The sequence below is a fragment of the Crateriforma conspicua genome, from assembly GCF_007752935.1.
Lineage (GTDB): Bacteria > Planctomycetota > Planctomycetia > Pirellulales > Pirellulaceae > Crateriforma > Crateriforma conspicua.
Map to the genome: position 1 here is coordinate 3,489,300 of NZ_CP036319.1, position 18,560 is coordinate 3,507,859.

The following is an 18,560-nucleotide window of genomic DNA, read 5'->3' on the forward strand; positions in this document are numbered from 1 at the left end:
ACTGCCTGATACGAATTGCCCACTGATCGATGTACTCGGAATCTGCTGGAACCCGCAAAACACTTGGTGATGTCGACGTTCTTTACCACGACGGCATTTACCACCTGTTCCATCTGGTGCTTCCCAACCACGACTTTATTGCCCACGCGGTCAGCGACAATTGTCTGCAATGGCGACGGGTCGAAAACGCGTTGTTCCTGGGCGACCCGGGTGGCTGGGACGATTCGATGTTGTGGACGATTCACGTCACACCCGATCCGCACAAACCGGGTTCGTGGCGGATGTTTTACACAGGTCTGTCACGACGTGATCAGGGGTCCAAGCAACGCATTGGGATGGCCGTCAGTGATGATTTGTACGACTGGACCAAGGCCCCGGTGAATTGGAAAGACCGTCGCAGCCCTTTGCCGTATGACTTGCCAGGCCGTCCACCCCAACCACCGTTCTCTTACGATCCGGACAGTTGTTTTCCGCTGGACCCCGACCCGCAGTATTACGAAAGCGATGTTTGCGAAGGCCGTCATTGGATTTCATGGCGAGATCCGTTCTTTTATCAAGACGAAGAACACCGATGGTTGTTGGCCGCCGGCCGAATCAAAGACGGGCCGGTGGTCCGTCGCGGTTGCGTGGCGCGAATGGAAGAGGTCGCGCCGAATCACTTCGAAGCTCGACCGCCGCTGTACCACCCGGGACTGTACGACGACGTCGAAGTTCCCAATTTGATCAAGATCGACGGCGAATACTACTTGATCGGCAGCCTTCGCGAAGACGCGAAAATTCGATACTGGCACACGCGTGACGTCGACGCACCATGGCGCAGCTATGCCGATAACGTCTTGTTGGCCTCCGGAAACTATGCCGGACGTGTTTGTGCCGACGACGAAGGCTATTTGTTGTTCAGCTTCTTTACACCCGGCGGCGTGGACCGGGTCACATTCAACTTGATGCCACCGCCGAAGCGTTTGGTGCGGCGTCCGACCGGGCACCTGGAAGTTCGGTCCTTCGAACGCTTTGACGAATTCGTTGACGGCAAGATTGACACATCACAAGTGCAGGTGCTGGATGCGGGGCGTGAATCGAACGTCGAATGTCGGCAGTCCGGCGGGCTGATGTGCGAATGCTTGTCAGGCTTTCAAGGCTTTGTCTTGCCGCAAAACGTCGGCTGCTTCCGTTTGGACGCGGAATTGGAGATGTTGGACAGTGGAAAGTGCGGGATCCTGTTTCGAATCGATCGAGACACTCGTGACGGATATTACTTGTCGCTGGATCTGTTCAAAGGCGTCGCGCAGTTTCGATCTTGGGGCAGCAACGGCGAAGGCAGCGGCGAAGAAATGATGCGTTTTGATTCGTTGCAAAGCGGATATTGGCAAAACGAAACGCCGGGCAAAGCAAAGGTGCGTCTGTTGGCCTTTGGCAGTTACTTGGAATTCAGCATCGGCGACAAAGTTGTTCTGTCTTTGGCCGACAAAGCTTTTTCCAAAGGCGCGGTCGGCTTCTATATCGAAAGCGGGCAATTGTTGGTCGACCACCTGCGCGTGGACAAACTGACGCCGCCGCTGCAGACCGATGAACATTTGGCCAACGGTTAGTTACGCCTGGCGTTTGCGTCGGGAATCGCCTTGCGACACGGTCGGCGGATCGGCCGCGACTGCAAATTTGGCACCGGCGCGCCGCGTGCACCAAGGTTGCGACACGTTTGACGAATGACAACGTGAAGCATTCGATTTGTCCGCACCGAAGATCTGGCCATCCGCCATGAGCACTGCAACGTCCACCCCGCAACACCAGTATCACCACGAATATCCGACCGGTGGCCTGATGCCGCCCACTGAAACGCATTCGATCGTGATCGGGTACGTCGTTTGGCTGTTCGGCTTTTTCGGTGCCCACCGATTCTACTATGGCAAACAGATCTCCGGCACGATCTGGTTCTTCACGCTGGGCTTGTGTGGAATCGGCTGGCTGATTGACTTGCTGTTGATCCCTGGGATGGACCGTCGCGCGACGATGCGATTCGCGACCGGACCGTTTGACTACACAGTTGCGTGGATTCTGCTGACCTTCTTGGGCGTGTTCGGTGTCCACCGTTTCTATATGGGGAAATGGGTCACCGGTGCCATCTATCTGTTGACCGGTGGCCTGCTGGGAATCGGTTGGCTGTATGACCTTTGGACACTGAACGAACAAGTGGATTCGGCAAACCGACGTTTTTGAAGTGATTGCCAGTTGAAGGTGTTGTCGGGGCCCAAGCCGCGGAGCGGCGATAGATCCCTGCCGGCCTTCCAGGCCTTTCAGGGCGAGTGTCAGTTGAGGGCTTTGTCGGGTCCCAAGCCGCGGAGCGGCGATAGATTCCTGCCGGCGGCGCCAGCCGCCGGTATGGAAGCCCATGAGTACCAGTCCCGAAGGGACGGCAGCGTTAGAATTCTGGCATGTCCTCCTCAACCAGGAGATCAGCTTGCCGGGCACCCACCATCAGCTGCTGTATCACTTCGTCTTCAGCACCAAGAATCGGCGACCGTACCTGCAACCGGAAACGAAGGATAAGGTTTTTGAATATCTCGGTGGAACCGCACGAGGACTCGGTGGAGTTCCGATTCGAGTCGGCGGACATGTTGATCACGTGCACCTGCTGGTCAAGCTAACCACCAAACACTGCATCGCCGACTTCAAAGGAGTCGTTCCAAGATGAGTATGTGCGATTCTTGCGGAGGCATGGGATCGAGTACGATCCTCGTTACCTTTGGGATTGACCGGAAAGAATGCTATCGACCCTTCGGGTCTGGGTTGATGGCGGGGCTTTCGGATCCGGTGGCTTTCGCCACCGGCAGGAGGCTGTCGGCCCTCCGGGCCTATTACCAGGGCGAATTCCAGTTGAAGCGATTGCCGGTGTTGTTGAAGGGCCGCTGAGCGAAGCGGCCAATGTGTTGATGGGCCACCTTGCGGTGTGTCTGTTTTACAATGGTCGATCGATGGGACCTGACGAACGTTTGAGGATCCCATTCCCGCCGGTCTGTCCTGCCCTTGTATCAATTGGCACCGCCCAATGTTGTCGACGCTTCGTTTGTTTGTTGCGCACTTTGTGCTGTTGTTGTGCTTCCTTTCAACGGGCGTTTGCCGGGCCGCGGATGAGCCGGCGGGATCCACTGGCCAGACCGAATCATCGCCCGGGGATGACTTGGTCCACCAATACTTCGCCGAACAAACCAAACAGATTCGTGATCAATGCTTGTCCGATGTCCACACGCTGAAGGAATGGACTCAGCGTCGTGAAATCTATCGATCACAGTTGCTGGACATGCTGGGGCTGAATCCTCTGCCGCCCCGTGGCGATCTTCAAACGACGGTGACGGGCCAGGTTCAGCGCGAAGGCGTTGTGGTTGAAAAGATCCATTTTCAATCTTTGCCTGGCCTGTATGTCACGGGAAACCTTTACCGCCCCGCCGAAGTGGACCAACCCCTGCCCGCCATTTTGTACGTGTGTGGCCACGGTAAGGTCGTCGAAGACGGCGTCAGCTATGGCAACAAGGTCCACTATCAACATCACGGTGCATGGTTCGCACGCAACGGCTATGTGTGCCTGGTTATCGACACGATACAGCTGGGCGAAATCGAAGGCACCCACCATGGCACCTATCGCAAGAAGATGTGGTGGTGGAACAATCGGGGGTACACGCCCGCCGGAGTCGAAGCGTGGAACTGCCTGCGCGCGGTCGACTTGCTGCAATCACGCGACGACGTGGACTCCGAACGCATCGGCGTGACCGGACGCAGCGGCGGTGGCGTCTATTCGTGGTGGTCCGCGGCAATCGACCCACGCATTAAGGTCGCCGTTCCCGTCGCCGGTATCACGAACATGAAGAATCACGTGGTCGACGGTTGCGTCAGCGGTCACTGTGACTGCATGTACATGGTCAACACACACCGTTGGGATTTTGCCAAGGTCGCGGCGTTGGTGGCTCCTCGGCCATTGTTGATCTCCAACACCGATCGTGACAGCATCTTTCCGCTCGACGGCGTCGTCGATTTGCATTCTCAGGTCAGGGACGTCTACGCGTTGTATGACGCCGAACCGAATCTGGGATTGCAGATCACATCGGGGCCTCACCAGGACACTCAAGAGTTACGCGTTCACGCGTTTCGCTGGTTCAACAAGTATTTGCGCGATGATGAATCGTTGATCGAATCGGTTGCCCGTCCATTGTTCACGCCCCAGGAATTGAAAGTCTTCGATCGTCTTCCAGGTGATCAACGAGTGACGACGATCCATGAGATCTTTGTCCCACAGGCGTCCGCGAACCAGACCATCGATGGTCTGGATGATTTATCGAACAAAGTGCGAAAGCTTCGTGAGATGACCTTCGCGGGATGGCCGGATGGTGGTGACGATCCCGCGCCGCTGACATTACTGCGAACGGTTCAGCATTCTGGGGTCGAAGTGGACTTTCTCGAATATCACAGCCAGTCGCCGTATCGCTTGCCGATGATCTTGGTGCGTCCCACGGATCCGAGTCGCGGAACCCAATCGTCGGTCGATGTGCATGTTTTGAATGATGAGGGCTGGCAGAGCACGTTTGTCGATTTCAGCTGGAATCGGATCCATGAGTCCACCGCCGCCGAACTGGTCAAAGCACTTCCGGGTGCTCTGGCTGATTCAAAGCGATCAATACTGAAGCAGCCAACTCTGTTTGTTGCACCGCGTGGCGTGGGGCCGACGCAGTGGACACGCGACGAACGTCCGCGGACGCACATCCGCCGACGTTTCATGCTGCTGGGTCAGACCGCCGCGGGAATGCAAATCTATGATGTGATTCGTGCACTCCGGTCCGTGCAAAACATGGACAGTCTTTCGGCGGAGAAAGGGCCCATCGTCGTTCACGGCCAAGGCGATGCCGCTTTCTGGGTGCTGTGGGCGTCTCTGTTTGTCGATGACATCGACGAACTTCGTCTCCGCGATTTGCCTTCATCCAATCGCCAAGCACCCGATCTGTTGAACGTCAGCCGGGTCGTGCGATTGCCCCAAGTCATCGAGATGGTGCAACAGCGAGTCGGAGACGTGCGTATCAGCGGACAATGAATTAAGCCACACCCTTGGTCGCGGATCCGGCGGCTTTCGCCACCGGCAGGAGGATGCCGGCCTTCCAGGCCTTTCAGGGCGAGTGTCAGTTGAGGGCTTTGTCGGGTCCCAAGCCGCGAAGCGGCGACAGATTCCTGCCGGCGGCGCCAGCCGCCGGTATGGAAGCCCATGAGTACCAGTCCCGAAGGGACGGCAGCGTTAGAATTCTGGCATGTCCTCCTCAACCAGGAGATCAGCTTGCCGGGCACCCACCATCAGCTGCTGTATCACTTCGTCTTCAGCACCAAGAATCGGCGACCGTACCTGCAACCAGAAATGAAGGATAAGATTTTTGAATATCTCGGTGGAACCGCACGAGGACTCGGTGGAGTTCCGATTCGAGTCGGCGGACATGTTGATCACGTGCACCTGCTGGTCAAGCTAACCACCAAACACTGCATCGCCGACTTCAAAGGAGTCGTTCGAGGACGAGTATGTGCGATTCTTGCAGAGGCATGGGATCGAGTACGATCCTCGTTACCTTTGGGATTGACCGGAAAGAATGCTATCGACCCTTCGGGTCTGGATTGATGGCGGGGCTTTCGGATCCGGTGGCTTTCGCCACCGGCAGCCTGCTGCCGGCCCTCCGGGTCTTTCAGGGCGAGTGCCATGTCACACCCCGAACCCAAAGGTTAGAGAAATCAATGCGGCCGAGAGGACTCGAACCTCCACGCCCTGAAACGGGCACCAGATCCTTAGTCTGGCGCGTCTGCCAGTTCCGCCACGGCCGCAAATGATTCGTGGGGGCAGCAAATCGATCAAGAGTTTGGCAGATTCCGCCGGTGCGTCAACGCCAGCGGTGTTGGTGGATCGCCGAAGTCGCGGGAAATCCGTGGCCGCGTTCCGTTGGTGACAATCGCAGGGATTTGGCGTCAATAAACGTGGTTGCCGAAATCGATCCGCCGCACGCGACGGCCCACGGCGACTTCCGCATGGTCCCAGCCGACGTTCAGCCGGACATCGCCGCCGGAAAATTCGCGGATCGTCCAGCCACGTCGAGCGGCCGGCGTGTTCGACGGCGGTGCGGCGGCACGCTGGATTCGCTTTTCTCGATTCGCCAGCGATTCGTCAATCGCACCTTCGGTCAACTGGCGGAAATAGCCGTCGTCGGACAGTTCGTGATACCTGAGATCGATCTTTTTCTTTTGAGACCAGCTGGCACCCGCACCTTGTCGTTCGATCAGCCAGCGTTTGGTCAGCCAATCGATCTTGCAAATGGCCGCCGCGAAATCGTCGGCGTCGTGTCGGTAATTCACCAAGGCGTCCAGCAATGATTGCCAGGATGACGTGATCCGCAACGCTTCGCCGCGGACATTGGCCGGCGTTTGATCAACGAACTTCTGGACCGCCGACAGATAGGCTTGCTGGATCTCCAGTGCCGACATTTCGCCACGGTCCGTCGCAACCCGCTGTACCAAATGCCAATCACGGCTGATCTGGCGCAACGCGGCAATCGGGCGACGCAAACGGGGCAGCGAATCGGTTTCGCCTTGTTCGATCATGTCCATGAGCAGGGAAACGGATCCGACTTTGACGTATTCGGCCATTTCCGACATGTTCGAATCGGACAGCCCAATTTGCAGCCGCTGGCGTTTACGGAACAGCCGCAGCGTTCGCCTCCACGAATCAATCGACTTGCCACACAATTGGCTGAACCAGTGGCCATAAACGAACACGGGGCGTTCGCCGCTGAACCCGCCGATGTCGGCCAACCGATTGATCACCGACGCCTTAGCGGACAGATAAAAACGTCCTTTAGCGTCCAATTCACCCGCCCCGCCATAGGTGATTCGGGTGATCAGCAATGTCGTCAGGTATTGCCGTTGGCGTCGAAACGCGACGTGTCGACCGACAAAACGCAGCCCCCATGCGATCGGATAGTGCGTCGCTTGGATTAGCCCCATACAAGGGGACCGGATCAAACGTGGGATCGCCAAATATGCCTGGGTGGTACTGGGATCATCGTTTCCGCGGCGGCGTAGCGTCCAGATTTGAATGACGGTTGCAAACAACAACAGAGCGATCAGTGGTGATGCGGCGATCGCGGCGGCGATCTGTGTCATCCACAGTGCAGCGATGCACAGCCGGTAGACCCACAACCATGCGCCTTCGGCAACGTCGGCTTCGTAGTTTTCTTGACAGCCATAGACGTGTCCGAGCCCGTCCGCGTTGTTCTTCAAGATGCGTAAGTCGGCTGCAACATCGCACTTCGAAGCCGCGTCGCGAACCATGTCATCGACGACACGCTGGCTGGCCAACAGATCGCTGGGCGAACGGACTTCCGGCGTCGCCATTTCGACCAGCCCGCCGGGGACGTCCTGCAACAACGGATGAGCTTCGAAGGTGACCGAGCTGCCGTTGCTGAAGAACACCTGGTCACCGTCGTGCAGACCGATCGCCGAGGGACGCGATTGACGCATTGCCGAGACGATCGACCGATAGACGGACTTGGCCGACGGCAGCATGCGGTCCAAATCGGTCAATTGGTCGTGCACCAACGACGCATATTCCGTCTCCATGCCCATCAAACGCGACGCCAACATGTCGCTTTGAAAGGTATCGGTATTCTGCGACCGGCGACGAAGCTTGGTGGCCGAAGTGTTCATTCACCCGCCTGCGCGACGTCGCTTCGCAGCACGTACTGCCGCGGCTCCACCGTCGCGTCGATACGGATGCGGGTCAAAATCTCGACCCGACGTTCGGCCGATGTGGTGGTCGCAGATGCGACGTTTTCACCTTTCGATGCGGCATCGGTGTCCGCAATCGTCTGACTATCCGTGGCATTTTCCATGACGGTCTCGCTTGTTCCCCGTGAGACGTGCGTGGTGGTAAAGGTGACGATTGGATTGGGATTCGACGATGCAGCGACGAAGGCTCAGATCGACGCGGCGGACTATTGATTCTATGCGGCCGGCCAACCGCCCGAACAATGTACACCGAGGCGAAGAACTTGTCTCATCCGACACCCCCAAAAGTGCCGGCGATGCGATCCCCGTGCCTTGGCCAATCTATCAATGCAAAGGACGCGCCGGATTTCCGCCAATCCCGCCGGTATTTTTTTGCGACCGCCCGATCTTCGCACGGCAATTTACCTGGTTTCCCCCAGTTCCCGCGGATGTTCCTGATTTCCTGCCAGACCGACCGTCGGGCCGCCCCAGATCTTCACAATCAACGCGATCTTCCCATTGAACGACGGATGCAATGGCTTCGCCCATCTAGCGTCGCCGGAATCTGCCGATGAATCTCGCAGACGCTGCTTGGTTTACGGGCGGGGGATGGGCGGTTGGCACCGGCGTGTCGACGCGATGGGGAAACGGACGCGTCGGCCCGGCCGGGCTGGCCCCGTCGACTCGGCCCGTCAACTTGGCGATGCGACGGGAATACGACACATTGTGGGCCCACGCTGCGTGGGACGAGACATGCCACCGGCCGGATGAAGCGACGGGATACATCTTTCAGTGACCAAGTTGGACGACTGGTACGACCATCCACAGTATTTTGACATGGTGTTTCGCGATGAAACGCCTGCGGAAGTGGCCTTTTTCAAAGAAGCATTCGATCGCTATTGCGACGCTCCGGTGCAACGGCTTATCGAACCCGGTTGTGGCAGCGGTCGTTTGGTCGCGGCATTGGCTGGCGAAGGTTACCAGTGCTGTGGGCTGGACCTGAGCGAACCGATGCTGCGTTATTTGCGCAGCCGGCTGCGTCGTCGCGGTTTGGCCGCCGAGGTCATCCAAGGCGACATGATCGACATGCCGGTGGGCGACCAGATCTTTGACGCCGCTTTTTGCACGTTCAATACGTTCCGCCATTTGTCCAACGACGACGATGCGGTGAAGCACCTGCGGCGTGTTGCCGACCATGTCCGCACGGGCGGTCTGTATTTGTTGGGGTTTCATATCATCCCGATGGACGCCGATCCGGAATGTACCGAACGTTGGCAAGCGTCCGCGGGCGGCACCAAAGTCCACGTGACGTTGAAGGTGATCGATTTCGATCGGAAACAACGCCGCGAAACGCTGCGGGTGTCGATCAAGGCGACACGTCGAAGCGGCGCGGTGCATCGAGTCCGCAGCGAATTTCCGCTGCGGTTGTACACCGCGTCACAGACGAAACGCTTGTTGGCAAAGGTCGCCGACGTGTGGACGATTCGCAAAATCTTTGACTTCGATTACGACATCGATTCGCCGCGAAAGTTCGACGACGATTTGACCGACGCACTGTTTGTGCTTCAGCGCACCGGCGATTGACTTGCTGGTCTAGCTTGGGATGCCCGATTCGTCGATGTCGATCCATCGGCGTTCGTGATGGCTTTTCAAGATCGCTTCGCACAGCACGACTTCACGGTGGCCGTCGGCAAAGCTGGGGTGGCCCGGCGTCGGGGCGGCTTCGCCATTCAGTTTCGCTTCGATCGCCCGATAGAAATCGATAAAGCAGTGCTTGAACGTGTCGGGGAACCCTTCGTTGTGACCGCCGGGATAGCTGATGCCTTCGGCAACCGATCCGCCGACCAACGCCGGGTCACGCAACAGCGTTTCGTTGGGGCGGTCACGGTGCCCGACGAACATCTCGTTGGGCGATTCGCTGTTCCAAGCCAACGTTTGTCTGGATCCGGCCATTTCAAATCGACAGCAGTTTTTGCGGCCCGCGGTAACCTGGGACACGGTCATGCAACCGTGTGCGCCGCCTTCGAATCGGACCAGAATGCTGCCGGCGTCCTCGGTATCGATATCGATCGGTTGCGTGGATTGAGGCTGGGACGACGAACCGCTGTAAGTTTCCACGTTTCCGGTGGGGCGTCTGCGAACCGGATAGACGGTTTGCAGGTCCGCACATACCGAACGCACGGGCGTTTTCGTGATGAAGTGAATCAAATCCAGCCAATGGGTGCCGATGTCGGCGACCGCACGCAAGGGGCCGCCTTCGGATGACAAAACGCGCCAATTGAAATCGGTCGGATGAAACAACCAATCTTGGACGTAACCGCCGGTGACGTGGTGGACGTTGCCTAGTTCGCCGTCGGCATTTCGCCGCTCCGCTTCGCGACAAAGTGGGTAGTAGCGGATGTTGTAATTCACTCCCGTCACGACATCGGACTGTTCAGCCAAGTGAACCAGTTCGGCCGATTGCCGCGAGTCCATGGCCAATGGTTTTTCACACATCACGTGCTTGCCCGCGGCGATCGCGGATTTGGCCATGTCATAATGCAGCCGGTTGGGCGTGGTGATGTGAACCACGTCGACTTGTGGGTCCGCCAGGACGGCTTCGTAGCTGTCGTAGACTTGCCGCAGCCCCAGCGCTTCGCAGGCTTCAGCGGTTTTCTGGGGGCTGGACGCGACGATGCCCAAAACGTCTTGTCCGGCACGAAGTAGAGCTTCCACGTGGACCGGGCCGATAAAACCCGATCCGACGACGACGGCACGCATTCGATTCAAAACCAAAACCTTTCAATTCTTTGGGGGCGAAGTTGTTATTGGGCGACGATGTTGGGGCAGGCTGCGCCGTCAACGACCGGCGGTCGCTTTCCTAGGATGACATTCCGCTACGATGTCGTCGATTCCGGGCGACGGGATAACACGCAAGCAATGAACCTAACACACCGCGGCGCATCGTTCGGATGCGTCCGAGACGGATCGCATGAACGAAATTGATTTGCAGGCTGACTTTGATGATTTGCTCTCGGCTCCGCGACCGCTGGAATCATTGGATTCACTGATTTGGAAAACGTTGGCGTCCGCAGCGGATCAAGCGGGGCATCCTTGGAAAGAAGCCGCTGTGGCAACGTTGCAAACGCCGACGCAGGCTTCGCAAACCCCGTGCCCCGAGATTCGCACGATCATTTTGCGTCGTGTCGATGAAGACGCACGGACGATCGATTTTCACACCGACCTGCGATCGCCCAAGGTGGATCAAATTCGACACGCCGGCGACCCTTCGCCGATCAGTTGGCTGTTTTACGACTCGAGTTCCAAAATCCAGTTGCGTTTAAGCGGCACGGCCACGGTGGTCAGCGGCGCAGCGGCCCAGGCGGCATGGGAATCGGTTCGCGAACCGGCACGAGACAATTATCGGTCGGCCGCCGCGCCGGGGACGTTCCATGCCGGCGACGATCCACCGTCGGACGACCAGCGATTGGTCCAGTGGTCGGAAGATTCGGATGCGGGGCGGCGCTGGTTTTGCATCGTGCGGACCACCATCACCACAGCGGACTGGTTGTATTTGCGCCGGGGCGGGCACGTTCGTGCGTCGGTGAACTATTCCACAACCGGCCGATCGACCGGCCGCTGGGTCATGCCTTGACGATGGTAAGGCCGCGCGGTTGGCTCGCGGCAACAATGCACCGATGATCGACGATTCCACCAGCCGACCGACGGACTGTTTTGTCCGCCAAACGCCCGCGGGCCTGTATTGTGACCCGGGCGGGTTTTACGTCGATCCGATGCGACCGGTCGATCGCGCGGTGGTCACACACGCGCACAGCGATCACGCTCGCGTGGGCAGCCGGCACTACTTGGCCGCCGAACCGTCGCGTCATGTGCTCAGCGGCCGGATGGCTGGGGACGCGGATCTGCAATGGTTGCCCTATGGCCAAACGATCACGGTGGGCGGGGTGACGGTCAGCTTTCATCCGTCGGGCCACATGCTGGGGGCCGCTCAGGTCCGGATGGAATACCGTGGGCAAGTGGTGGTGGTCACCGGTGATTACAAAATCGACGATGACCCGACGTGCCAACCTTGGGCTCCGGTGCAGTGTCATGTCTTGGTGACCGAGTCGACGTTTGGATTGCCCGTCTATCGATGGCCTGATTCGACCGCCGAATTTGCATCGATCAACGCGTGGTGGCGGCAATGCCGTGATGCGGGTAAGTGTGCGGTCCTGTACGGCTATGCGGTTGGGAAGAGCCAGCGGCTGATCGCCGGATTGGATGACAGCATCGGACCGATTTACACCCACGGTGCCGTCGAGAAAGGCAACGAAGCGTACCGAGCCAGTGGTGTGTCGCTGCAGGACACTCAAGCGGTCGCTTCACTGTCACAGAAACCCGATTATCGGGGCGCGATGGTCGTTGCGGTTCCGTCAGCTCACGGCACGCCTTGGCTGCGCCGGTTCGGCCGGATCAGCACGGCGATGGCCAGCGGATGGATGGCCGTTCGCGGCGCGCGGCGGCGACGTTCGGTGGACCGAGGCTTCGTCATCAGCGATCACGTCGATTGGCCTTCGCTTCAACTTGCCGTCCAGCAGTGTCGTCCGGAATCGGTTTGGGTGACACACGGATACAGCGCCGTGGTGGCCAGGTACTTGAACGAAACAGGGGTGCACGCGATCCCGCTGGAAGGCGGCCGATCGGTGGGATCCGATGACGACGTGGACTCGGCCGACGATGGGGACGGCGATGACCAGGAGGCCCCGTCGTGATCCGATTCGCACAGTTGTTCGCCCGGCTGGACGAAACCACCAAGACGAACGAAAAGATCGACGCCATCGCCGGCTACTTGGATACCGCGAACCCGGCGGATGCGGCATGGGCCGTGTATTTCCTGTCCGGCCAACGTCGTCGACGCAGCGTGCCGACGAAATTGCTGCGTCAATGGGCGGGCGAAGTCGCGGATTTGTCCGACTGGTTGGTCGATGAGTCGTACCATGCCGTCGGCGATCTTGCCGAAACCATTTCGTTGATCGTCCCGCCCGGTGAGGACCTCAGCGAACTGACGTTGGCCCAGTGGGTCAGCCAGCGTTTGGATCCCTTGGCGTCGATGGACGAAACGGCCCAGCGTCAGGCGGTGCTACGTATCTGGGACGAAACCCGAATGCCGACTCGGTTGGTGGCAATGAAGTTGATCACCGGCGCGTTTCGCGTGGGGGTTAGCAAGCGTTTGGTCACACGAGCCTTGGCGAAGCATTCCGGCGTTCCGGTCGACGTGGTGGCCGATCGTTTGATGGGCCAGTGGCAGCCGAGTGATGAAGTCTATCGGCGTTGGACCGATCCCACCTCGCCGGACCGAATCAGCAGCCAGCCGTATCCGTTCTGCTTGGCTCATCCGATCGATACGGAGACCGATGTGTCGACCCTGGGGCCGCGAGAAGACTACTTGGCCGAGTGGAAATGGGATGGCATTCGCGGACAACTGATTCGTCGTGACGGCAAGTCGTTTCTGTGGTCGCGGGGCGAAGAGCTGATGGAAAACCGTTGGCCCGAAATCGAATCGGCTGCGCAGTGGTTGCCCGACGGCACCGTGCTGGACGGTGAAATCTTGGCGACTGCGGCCGACGGAACGGTGATGCCGTTTGCACAACTGCAACGACGCATCAATCGAAAAACGGTCGGCAAGAAATTACTGGTCGAGGTCCCGGTGGTCTTTCACGTCTTTGATTTGCTGGAGATCGATGGTGTCGATTTGCGTGACCAGCCGCTGCAGATTCGCCGGCAGCGGTTGGACCAGACGTTGGCTCAGATTGACCACCCGCATTTGAAGCCGACGGAGATTTTGACCGAACCCAGCTGGGATGATCTGACAACGATACGACAAACCAGTCGCCAGCGACGTAGCGAAGGATTGATGCTGAAGCGGATCGATTCGAAATACGACGTTGGGCGTGTCCGTGGCACTTGGTGGAAATGGAAAGTCGACCCGTTCACGATCGATGCCGTGTTGATCTATGCCCAAAAGGGTCATGGAAAGCGAGCCAGTCTGTTCACCGATTACACGTTCGCTTTGTGGAACGATGGCGAATTGGTCCCGTTTGCCAAGGCGTACAGCGGGTTGGACGACGCGGAGATTCGCAAGGTCGATCGTTTCGTGCGCGATCATACCGACGAAGCGTTCGGGCCGGTGCGACGGGTGACCCCGACGTTGGTGATGGAATTGGCTTTCGAGGGTTTGCAGGTCAGCACACGGCACAAGAGCGGCATCGCGACTCGGTTTCCTCGAATCGTTCGCTGGCGTCACGACAAAGGTCCCCAGGACGCCAATTCGCTGGACGAACTGAAAGCGATGATGCCCGATGGTTCGTGAACCGGTGAAGACATCAAACGACAAACGAGGAAATGCACCGGAGCCGGCTTGCAATCAAGCTCCAGCAAAGTCGTCTGCGGCCACCGCCACCGCAACGGTCGACGCGATGTTTGCGTCACAGGGATGGAAACCGTTTCGTTTCCAGCGCTCGGCGTGGCGCGCTTACCGAAACGGCGAAAGCGGTCTGGTCCATTCCGCGACCGGGACCGGAAAGACGTTGGCCGTTTGGATGGGCCCGATCTTGCAGTGGCTGGATCAAAACCCGAACCGCGAGAAATGGGACGCGAAACGTCCACCGGAGGCACGCGTGTTGTGGATCACTCCGCTGCGGGCGCTTGCGCAAGACACTGAAAACGCGCTGCGGCAACCGATCGATGCACTCGGGTTGCCGTGGTCATTGCAATCACGCACCGGCGACAGTTCGACCAGTCAAAAGTCACGGCAACTGCGGCGTTTGCCGACGGCGCTCGTCACAACGCCCGAAAGCCTGTGTCTGATGTTGACCCATGAAAAGTTGCATTCGGCGTTTGCCGGATTGCAGGCCGTGGTGGTCGATGAATGGCACGAGCTGTTGGGCACCAAACGTGGCGTTCAGACGGATTTGGCACTGGCACGACTGCGTCGTCTGCAACCGGGGCTACGGGTCTGGGGTGTGTCGGCGACGCTGGGCAATCTGGATGACGCGATGGAGTCGCTGTTGGGGCCCGCGTCCGCCGATCAGGGGCGTTTGATCCAAGGCTACACCAAAAAGAAGATCCAATTGGAATCGATCATCCCCAAACGGATTGATCGTTTTCCCTGGTCCGGCCACATCGGGACTCGGATGGTGCCCCAGGTGGCCGAGTGCTTGGACGAAGTCAACAGCGCGCTGGTGTTTGCCAACACGCGGTCGCAAACGGAGATCTGGTACCAGAGTCTGTTGAAGCATCGTCCGGACTGGGCGGGACGGATCGCGCTGCACCATGGTTCGCTGGACGGCAGCGTCCGGCGTTGGGTCGAAGATGGCTTGCGCGATGGCAGTTTGAAAGCCGTCGTGTGTACCAGCAGCCTGGACTTGGGCGTTGATTTCACCGCCGTGGATCTGGTCGTACAGATCGGCAGCCCTAAGGGTGCGGCTCGATTGCTTCAGCGTGCCGGTCGCAGCGGCCATCAACCCGATGCCGCCAGCCGGTTGGTGTTCGTTCCGACCAACGCGATCGAGTTGATCGAATTGGCTGCGGCACAGCAAGCGATCGCCGACGGGGCGTTGGAGTCGCGTCCGTTGTTGTCCAAACCGCTGGACGTGTTGGCCCAGCATGTCGTCACTGTTGCGATCGGCGGCGGTTTCGATGACAAGACGTTGTTGAATGAAGTTCGATCGACGGCCAGCTATCAAAACTTGACGAATGGTGAGTGGCGTTGGATCCTGGACTTCGTCGTCCAAGGCGGCGCGTCGCTTCACGCTTATCCCGAATTCCATCGTGTCCAGCGTCAAGGTGATCGCTATCAGGTCACCGAGCGTCGGATCGCAACGATGCATCGGATGAACATCGGCACGATCGTCAGCGACGCGGCGATGAAGGTGAAGTTTTTGAAGGGAAACACGTTGGGTACCGCGGAGGAATCATTCCTGTCAAAACTGAATCCGGGCGATAAGTTCCTGTTTGCCGGTCGCTTGGTCGCTTTGGTTCGTGTCAAAGACAACGTCGCTTATGTCCGCCGGGCCAAAGGCGAACCCGATTCGGTGCCGCGTTGGATGGGCGGTCGAATGCCGCTGTCCAGTGAACTGAGTCGACAGTTGCGTGAAAAACTGCACCAGGCGGCGGACGGTGTCTTGGTCGGCCGCGAAATGAAATCGCTGAAAGGTCTGTTGGAACTGCAACAGCGTTGGAGCCGGTTGCCACGGGTCGACGAATTGCTGATCGAATCGATCAAGACCCGAGGCGGTTATCAGCTGTTTGTCTTTCCGTTCGAAGGTCGTTTGGTCCACGAAGGTATGGCCGCGCTATTGGCGTATCGGATGACACGCCGCATGAAGACGACGTTCACGATGGCGTGCAACGACTATGGGATCGTGTTGCAGTCACCACACCGTGTCGATGTGGCCGCAGCGATCGATCACGGCCTGTTCGCCTCGGAGCAGTTGGTTGCGGACATTCTGGAAAGCATGAATTCCACCGAAATGGCGAAGCGACAATTTCGCCAAATCGCCCGGGTCGCGGGGCTGATCCAACAAGGCTATCCGGGACGACAAAAGTCCGCGGGCCATCTGCAGGCCAGCAGCAATCTGTTCTTTGATGTCTTTCGGCAATACGATCCGGACAACATGTTGTTAAGCCAAGCGGAACAAGAGGTCTTGGATTTGCAGCTGGAAACCGACCGCATGGCGTCCGCATTGGATCGGATCGAAAATAGTACCGTGGTGGTCACAGCCCCGGATCGGGTGACGCCGCTTTCGTTTCCGCTGTTGGTCGATAAGCTTCGGGAACGTGTCAGTAGCGAGACGTTGGCGCAGAGGATTCAGCGGATGCAACAGCAGTTGGAAAAGGCTGCGGGGGCGGAGTGAAAGGGTGCTGTTAGGAGGACGCTACTTTCGCGGAGCGAAAGGCGACGATAGGCCGGAATGAGAGGCGAGGATTAGGAGTAATTGATATTGAAGGGCAGGCTGGTTTCATGGAAGGGGGAATAGCGACCCGTGTGGGTGGTCACGACGTGATCTTGCTGGCCGATCGCGGGTTGTACCACGTCGCCACGTCGACGCTGTTCGTCGCCGACTTGCATTTGGGCAAAGATTCGACCTTCCGTCGACACGGCGTGCCGGTGCCGACGGGCAGCACCGAGGGAACTCTGTGCCGAGTTGAAAAAATGATCCGCACCACCGACGCACGGCGGCTGGTCCTGTTGGGCGACCTGTTCCACAGTCGGTCGTCGTTGTCACGCGATTCGTTAAGCGTCGCCGTGCCTTTTTTTGCGCGGCATCGGTCGCTGAATCCCACGCTGGTACTAGGAAACCATGATCGTGCGGTCGGAATCTTGCCGGGTGACCTGTGTGTGAAGGTCATCGGTCCCACGACGGATGAATCGGGGCTGTTTTGTGCTCATCAACCCGACGAAGTTCCCCCTGAGATCAACATGGCGCTTTGCGGCCATTTGCATCCATGCATCTCGGTGGGTGACCAGAACGATCGGATCCGTCTGAGGTGTTTTTGGCGCGACGGAAATCGTTTGGTCTTGCCCGCGGTCGGCGACTTCACCGGTGGCCATCGCATCCGCAGACACGCGGGCGACCAAGTCTGGGCGGTCACCGACGAATCGGTGGTGGCGTTGTGACCGGCCGATGCACCGGTCCGGTGGCCGCGGATCAGTCGAGTGCTTCGTGCAGCATTTGATCCAGGCAATCGAACACGCGTTGGCTGGCGCTTTCCATCTTGGACAAGCAGTCCTTGGCTACCGATTCGCTCAGATGTCCGGTTCGCAGACAGTTCAACAGTTCGTTGACGTTGTCATGAACGGCGGCGTGTGGTCCGGGCAATCGGGTGAACGCGCTGGTGTGTCCGAACGCCTTCTTGCCGTCGCCTTCGTCGTACCAAAGGCCCAGTCGGCAATGGTGATGATCGACCGCGTCCATCATCGGCCGCGATTCAAAGAAGCTGGAGTACGCGTTCACTTTCCAGATCACGTGATCCATCTTCGCCAGGCTCATGAAAACGCCGGCGTTGGATTTCTGGATCTCGGATTCGGCGGCTGCGATTTCATCGGATGTGACACCGATTTGCGTGGTGAACGCGGAAACCGTTTGTTGGATTTGTTCGCTGCGTTCATCCATGCGGCGGATGGTCTCGGCGACTTCCGACGACTTCTTCAGCGCCCCGGCAATGGATTCGCCGATGTTTTCCACGGCTTCCTTGGACTGCTGAGACAGGTTTTTGACCTCGGTCGCCACGACACTGAAACCGCGGCCTGCTTCACCCGCACGGGCCGCTTCGATGGTGGCGTTGAGAGCCAACAGATTCGTTTGCTCCGAAATTCGGCTGACCACGTCCACGAACTGATGCATCGATTCCAGTTGCCGGTCGGTTTCTTCGGCCAACCGACGCATTTCGGACATTGCGTTGGAAAAGTCGGACGTGTCGTCCCGGATCGACGATGATTCTTCCGCCAGCCCCTGACAGTCGCGGCGAATCTGGTCCAGCGACCGTGAATTCCGCTCGTTGGCACGCACCGATTCCAGCAAGTTTTCTTGGACTCGCTTCAGATCATGACGCAGCATGTCGTTTTCTTGACGCAAGGCGTCAATCACTGCTTCGTGTGAGATGGTTTCCGTTTCAGTTGGTGCGTCCATCAAATCGGCCATGGCCCCGTGTCCCCCGCTTTGTAGTTTGCTTCCGAGATGGAGGATCTGCTGGTCCCCTCCGAAAGAATCCTACAATACGCTTGGTGTCCGACATGCCGG

17 protein-coding genes and 1 tRNA gene are annotated in these 18,560 nt (G+C 58.5%); 13 read left to right on the forward strand and 5 right to left on the reverse strand.

All coding sequences use genetic code 11. The features are described 5' to 3' along the window. Nucleotides 1-29: 29 nt before the first annotated feature. The 6 genes from Mal65_RS13025 to Mal65_RS13045 all read left to right on the forward strand — a co-directional run bounded on the left by Mal65_RS13025 (nucleotide 30) and on the right by Mal65_RS13045 (nucleotide 5,644). A complete protein-coding gene (locus Mal65_RS13025) occupies nucleotides 30-1,589 on the forward strand; it encodes a glycoside hydrolase family protein (RefSeq protein WP_145298236.1) in 1,560 nt (519 codons plus the stop codon). A gap of 229 nt (nucleotides 1,590-1,818) precedes the next feature. After that, nucleotides 1,819-2,214, forward strand: coding sequence for a TM2 domain-containing protein (locus tag Mal65_RS13030; protein ID WP_390621849.1), 396 nt, complete (start codon nucleotides 1,819-1,821; stop codon nucleotides 2,212-2,214). Nucleotides 2,215-2,386: 172 nt separating this feature from the next. Further along, on the forward strand, nucleotides 2,387-2,689 hold the full coding sequence (locus tag Mal65_RS13035; RefSeq protein ID WP_196784806.1) for a transposase: 303 nt from the start codon (nucleotides 2,387-2,389) through the stop codon (nucleotides 2,687-2,689). Further along, entirely contained in the window at nucleotides 2,686-2,907 is a 222-nt protein-coding gene (locus Mal65_RS26490) for a hypothetical protein (protein ID WP_165700969.1), read from the forward strand. The genes Mal65_RS13035 and Mal65_RS26490 overlap by 4 nt, the downstream gene beginning before the upstream one ends. Before the next feature lie 136 nt (nucleotides 2,908-3,043). Beyond that, complete coding sequence (locus tag Mal65_RS13040) at nucleotides 3,044-5,074, forward strand: alpha/beta hydrolase (RefSeq protein ID WP_196784807.1); 2,031 nt, start codon at nucleotides 3,044-3,046, stop codon at nucleotides 5,072-5,074. A 168-nt stretch (nucleotides 5,075-5,242) separates the two neighbouring features. Beyond that, the gene (locus tag Mal65_RS13045; protein ID WP_196784808.1) at nucleotides 5,243-5,644 is read left to right on the forward strand and encodes a transposase; all 402 of its coding nucleotides are present in this window, start codon (nucleotides 5,243-5,245) and stop codon (nucleotides 5,642-5,644) included. A 114-nt stretch (nucleotides 5,645-5,758) separates the two neighbouring features. Here Mal65_RS13045 and Mal65_RS13050 read toward each other — a convergent pair. From Mal65_RS13050 to Mal65_RS13060, 3 genes are all read right to left on the reverse strand, one after another. Continuing rightward, nucleotides 5,759-5,844 (reverse strand) — tRNA-Leu (locus Mal65_RS13050). Between the two features lie 141 nt (nucleotides 5,845-5,985). Continuing rightward, nucleotides 5,986-7,719, reverse strand: a complete 1,734-nt coding sequence (locus tag Mal65_RS13055; RefSeq protein ID WP_145298242.1) for a proteasome accessory factor PafA2 family protein — start codon at nucleotides 7,717-7,719, stop codon at nucleotides 5,986-5,988. After that, nucleotides 7,716-7,904: a hypothetical protein gene (locus Mal65_RS13060; RefSeq protein WP_145298245.1), complete on the reverse strand. Its 189-nt coding sequence runs from the start codon at nucleotides 7,902-7,904 to the stop codon at nucleotides 7,716-7,718. The genes Mal65_RS13055 and Mal65_RS13060 overlap by 4 nt, the downstream gene beginning before the upstream one ends. Nucleotides 7,905-8,350: 446 nt before the next feature. Between Mal65_RS13060 and Mal65_RS13065 the strand changes: the two genes are divergently transcribed. Further along, the gene (locus tag Mal65_RS13065) at nucleotides 8,351-8,575 is read left to right on the forward strand and encodes a hypothetical protein (RefSeq protein WP_145298248.1); all 225 of its coding nucleotides are present in this window, start codon (nucleotides 8,351-8,353) and stop codon (nucleotides 8,573-8,575) included. After that, on the forward strand, nucleotides 8,572-9,363 hold the full coding sequence (locus Mal65_RS13070; RefSeq protein ID WP_196784809.1) for a class I SAM-dependent methyltransferase: 792 nt from the start codon (nucleotides 8,572-8,574) through the stop codon (nucleotides 9,361-9,363). The genes Mal65_RS13065 and Mal65_RS13070 overlap by 4 nt, the downstream gene beginning before the upstream one ends. A 9-nt stretch (nucleotides 9,364-9,372) precedes the next feature. Here Mal65_RS13070 and Mal65_RS13075 read toward each other — a convergent pair whose 3' ends face one another. Next, a complete protein-coding gene (locus tag Mal65_RS13075; protein ID WP_145298251.1) occupies nucleotides 9,373-10,539 on the reverse strand; it encodes a Gfo/Idh/MocA family protein in 1,167 nt (388 codons plus the stop codon). A 211-nt stretch (nucleotides 10,540-10,750) separates the two neighbouring features. Here Mal65_RS13075 and Mal65_RS13080 point away from each other — a divergent pair, with 211 nt between their 5' ends. The 5 genes from Mal65_RS13080 (at nucleotide 10,751) to pdeM (ending at nucleotide 17,437) form a co-directional block, all read left to right on the forward strand. After that, nucleotides 10,751-11,413: a PNPOx family protein gene (locus Mal65_RS13080; RefSeq protein ID WP_145298254.1), complete on the forward strand. Its 663-nt coding sequence runs from the start codon at nucleotides 10,751-10,753 to the stop codon at nucleotides 11,411-11,413. A 43-nt stretch (nucleotides 11,414-11,456) separates the two neighbouring features. After that, complete coding sequence (locus Mal65_RS13085) at nucleotides 11,457-12,530, forward strand: ligase-associated DNA damage response exonuclease (RefSeq protein ID WP_145298256.1); 1,074 nt, start codon at nucleotides 11,457-11,459, stop codon at nucleotides 12,528-12,530. Beyond that, nucleotides 12,527-14,128, forward strand: a complete 1,602-nt coding sequence (locus Mal65_RS13090; RefSeq protein WP_145298259.1) for an ATP-dependent DNA ligase — start codon at nucleotides 12,527-12,529, stop codon at nucleotides 14,126-14,128. The genes Mal65_RS13085 and Mal65_RS13090 overlap by 4 nt, the downstream gene beginning before the upstream one ends. A 106-nt stretch (nucleotides 14,129-14,234) precedes the next feature. Beyond that, nucleotides 14,235-16,673, forward strand: a complete 2,439-nt coding sequence (locus Mal65_RS13095; RefSeq protein ID WP_145304885.1) for a ligase-associated DNA damage response DEXH box helicase — start codon at nucleotides 14,235-14,237, stop codon at nucleotides 16,671-16,673. 107 nt (nucleotides 16,674-16,780) lie between these two features. After that, nucleotides 16,781-17,437 carry a ligase-associated DNA damage response endonuclease PdeM gene (gene pdeM / locus Mal65_RS13100; RefSeq protein ID WP_145298261.1) on the forward strand — a complete coding sequence of 219 codons (657 nt, stop codon included), beginning with the start codon at nucleotides 16,781-16,783 and terminating at the stop codon, nucleotides 17,435-17,437. Between the two features lie 31 nt (nucleotides 17,438-17,468). Here the strand turns inward: pdeM and Mal65_RS13105 are convergent, their stop codons facing one another. Continuing rightward, nucleotides 17,469-18,461 carry a methyl-accepting chemotaxis protein gene (locus Mal65_RS13105; RefSeq protein WP_145298264.1) on the reverse strand — a complete coding sequence of 331 codons (993 nt, stop codon included), beginning with the start codon at nucleotides 18,459-18,461 and terminating at the stop codon, nucleotides 17,469-17,471. Between the last annotated feature and the right edge of the window lie 99 nt (nucleotides 18,462-18,560).

Coding starts and splice junctions, on each gene's coding strand:
- Mal65_RS13025 (WP_145298236.1), top strand. CDS start 30: ATGTACTCGGAATCTGCTGGAACCCGCAAAACACTTGGTGATGTCGAC.
- Mal65_RS13030 (WP_390621849.1), top strand. CDS start 1,819: ATGCCGCCCACTGAAACGCATTCGATCGTGATCGGGTACGTCGTTTGG.
- Mal65_RS13035 (WP_196784806.1), top strand. CDS start 2,387: ATGAGTACCAGTCCCGAAGGGACGGCAGCGTTAGAATTCTGGCATGTC.
- Mal65_RS26490 (WP_165700969.1), top strand. CDS start 2,686: ATGAGTATGTGCGATTCTTGCGGAGGCATGGGATCGAGTACGATCCTC.
- Mal65_RS13040 (WP_196784807.1), top strand. CDS start 3,044: ATGTTGTCGACGCTTCGTTTGTTTGTTGCGCACTTTGTGCTGTTGTTG.
- Mal65_RS13045 (WP_196784808.1), top strand. CDS start 5,243: ATGAGTACCAGTCCCGAAGGGACGGCAGCGTTAGAATTCTGGCATGTC.
- Mal65_RS13055 (WP_145298242.1), bottom strand. CDS start 7,719: ATGAACACTTCGGCCACCAAGCTTCGTCGCCGGTCGCAGAATACCGAT.
- Mal65_RS13060 (WP_145298245.1), bottom strand. CDS start 7,904: ATGGAAAATGCCACGGATAGTCAGACGATTGCGGACACCGATGCCGCA.
- Mal65_RS13065 (WP_145298248.1), top strand. CDS start 8,351: ATGAATCTCGCAGACGCTGCTTGGTTTACGGGCGGGGGATGGGCGGTT.
- Mal65_RS13075 (WP_145298251.1), bottom strand. CDS start 10,539: ATGCGTGCCGTCGTCGTCGGATCGGGTTTTATCGGCCCGGTCCACGTG.
- Mal65_RS13080 (WP_145298254.1), top strand. CDS start 10,751: ATGAACGAAATTGATTTGCAGGCTGACTTTGATGATTTGCTCTCGGCT.
- Mal65_RS13085 (WP_145298256.1), top strand. CDS start 11,457: ATGATCGACGATTCCACCAGCCGACCGACGGACTGTTTTGTCCGCCAA.
- Mal65_RS13095 (WP_145304885.1), top strand. CDS start 14,235: ATGTTTGCGTCACAGGGATGGAAACCGTTTCGTTTCCAGCGCTCGGCG.
- pdeM (WP_145298261.1), top strand. CDS start 16,781: ATGGAAGGGGGAATAGCGACCCGTGTGGGTGGTCACGACGTGATCTTG.
- Mal65_RS13105 (WP_145298264.1), bottom strand. CDS start 18,461: ATGGCCGATTTGATGGACGCACCAACTGAAACGGAAACCATCTCACAC.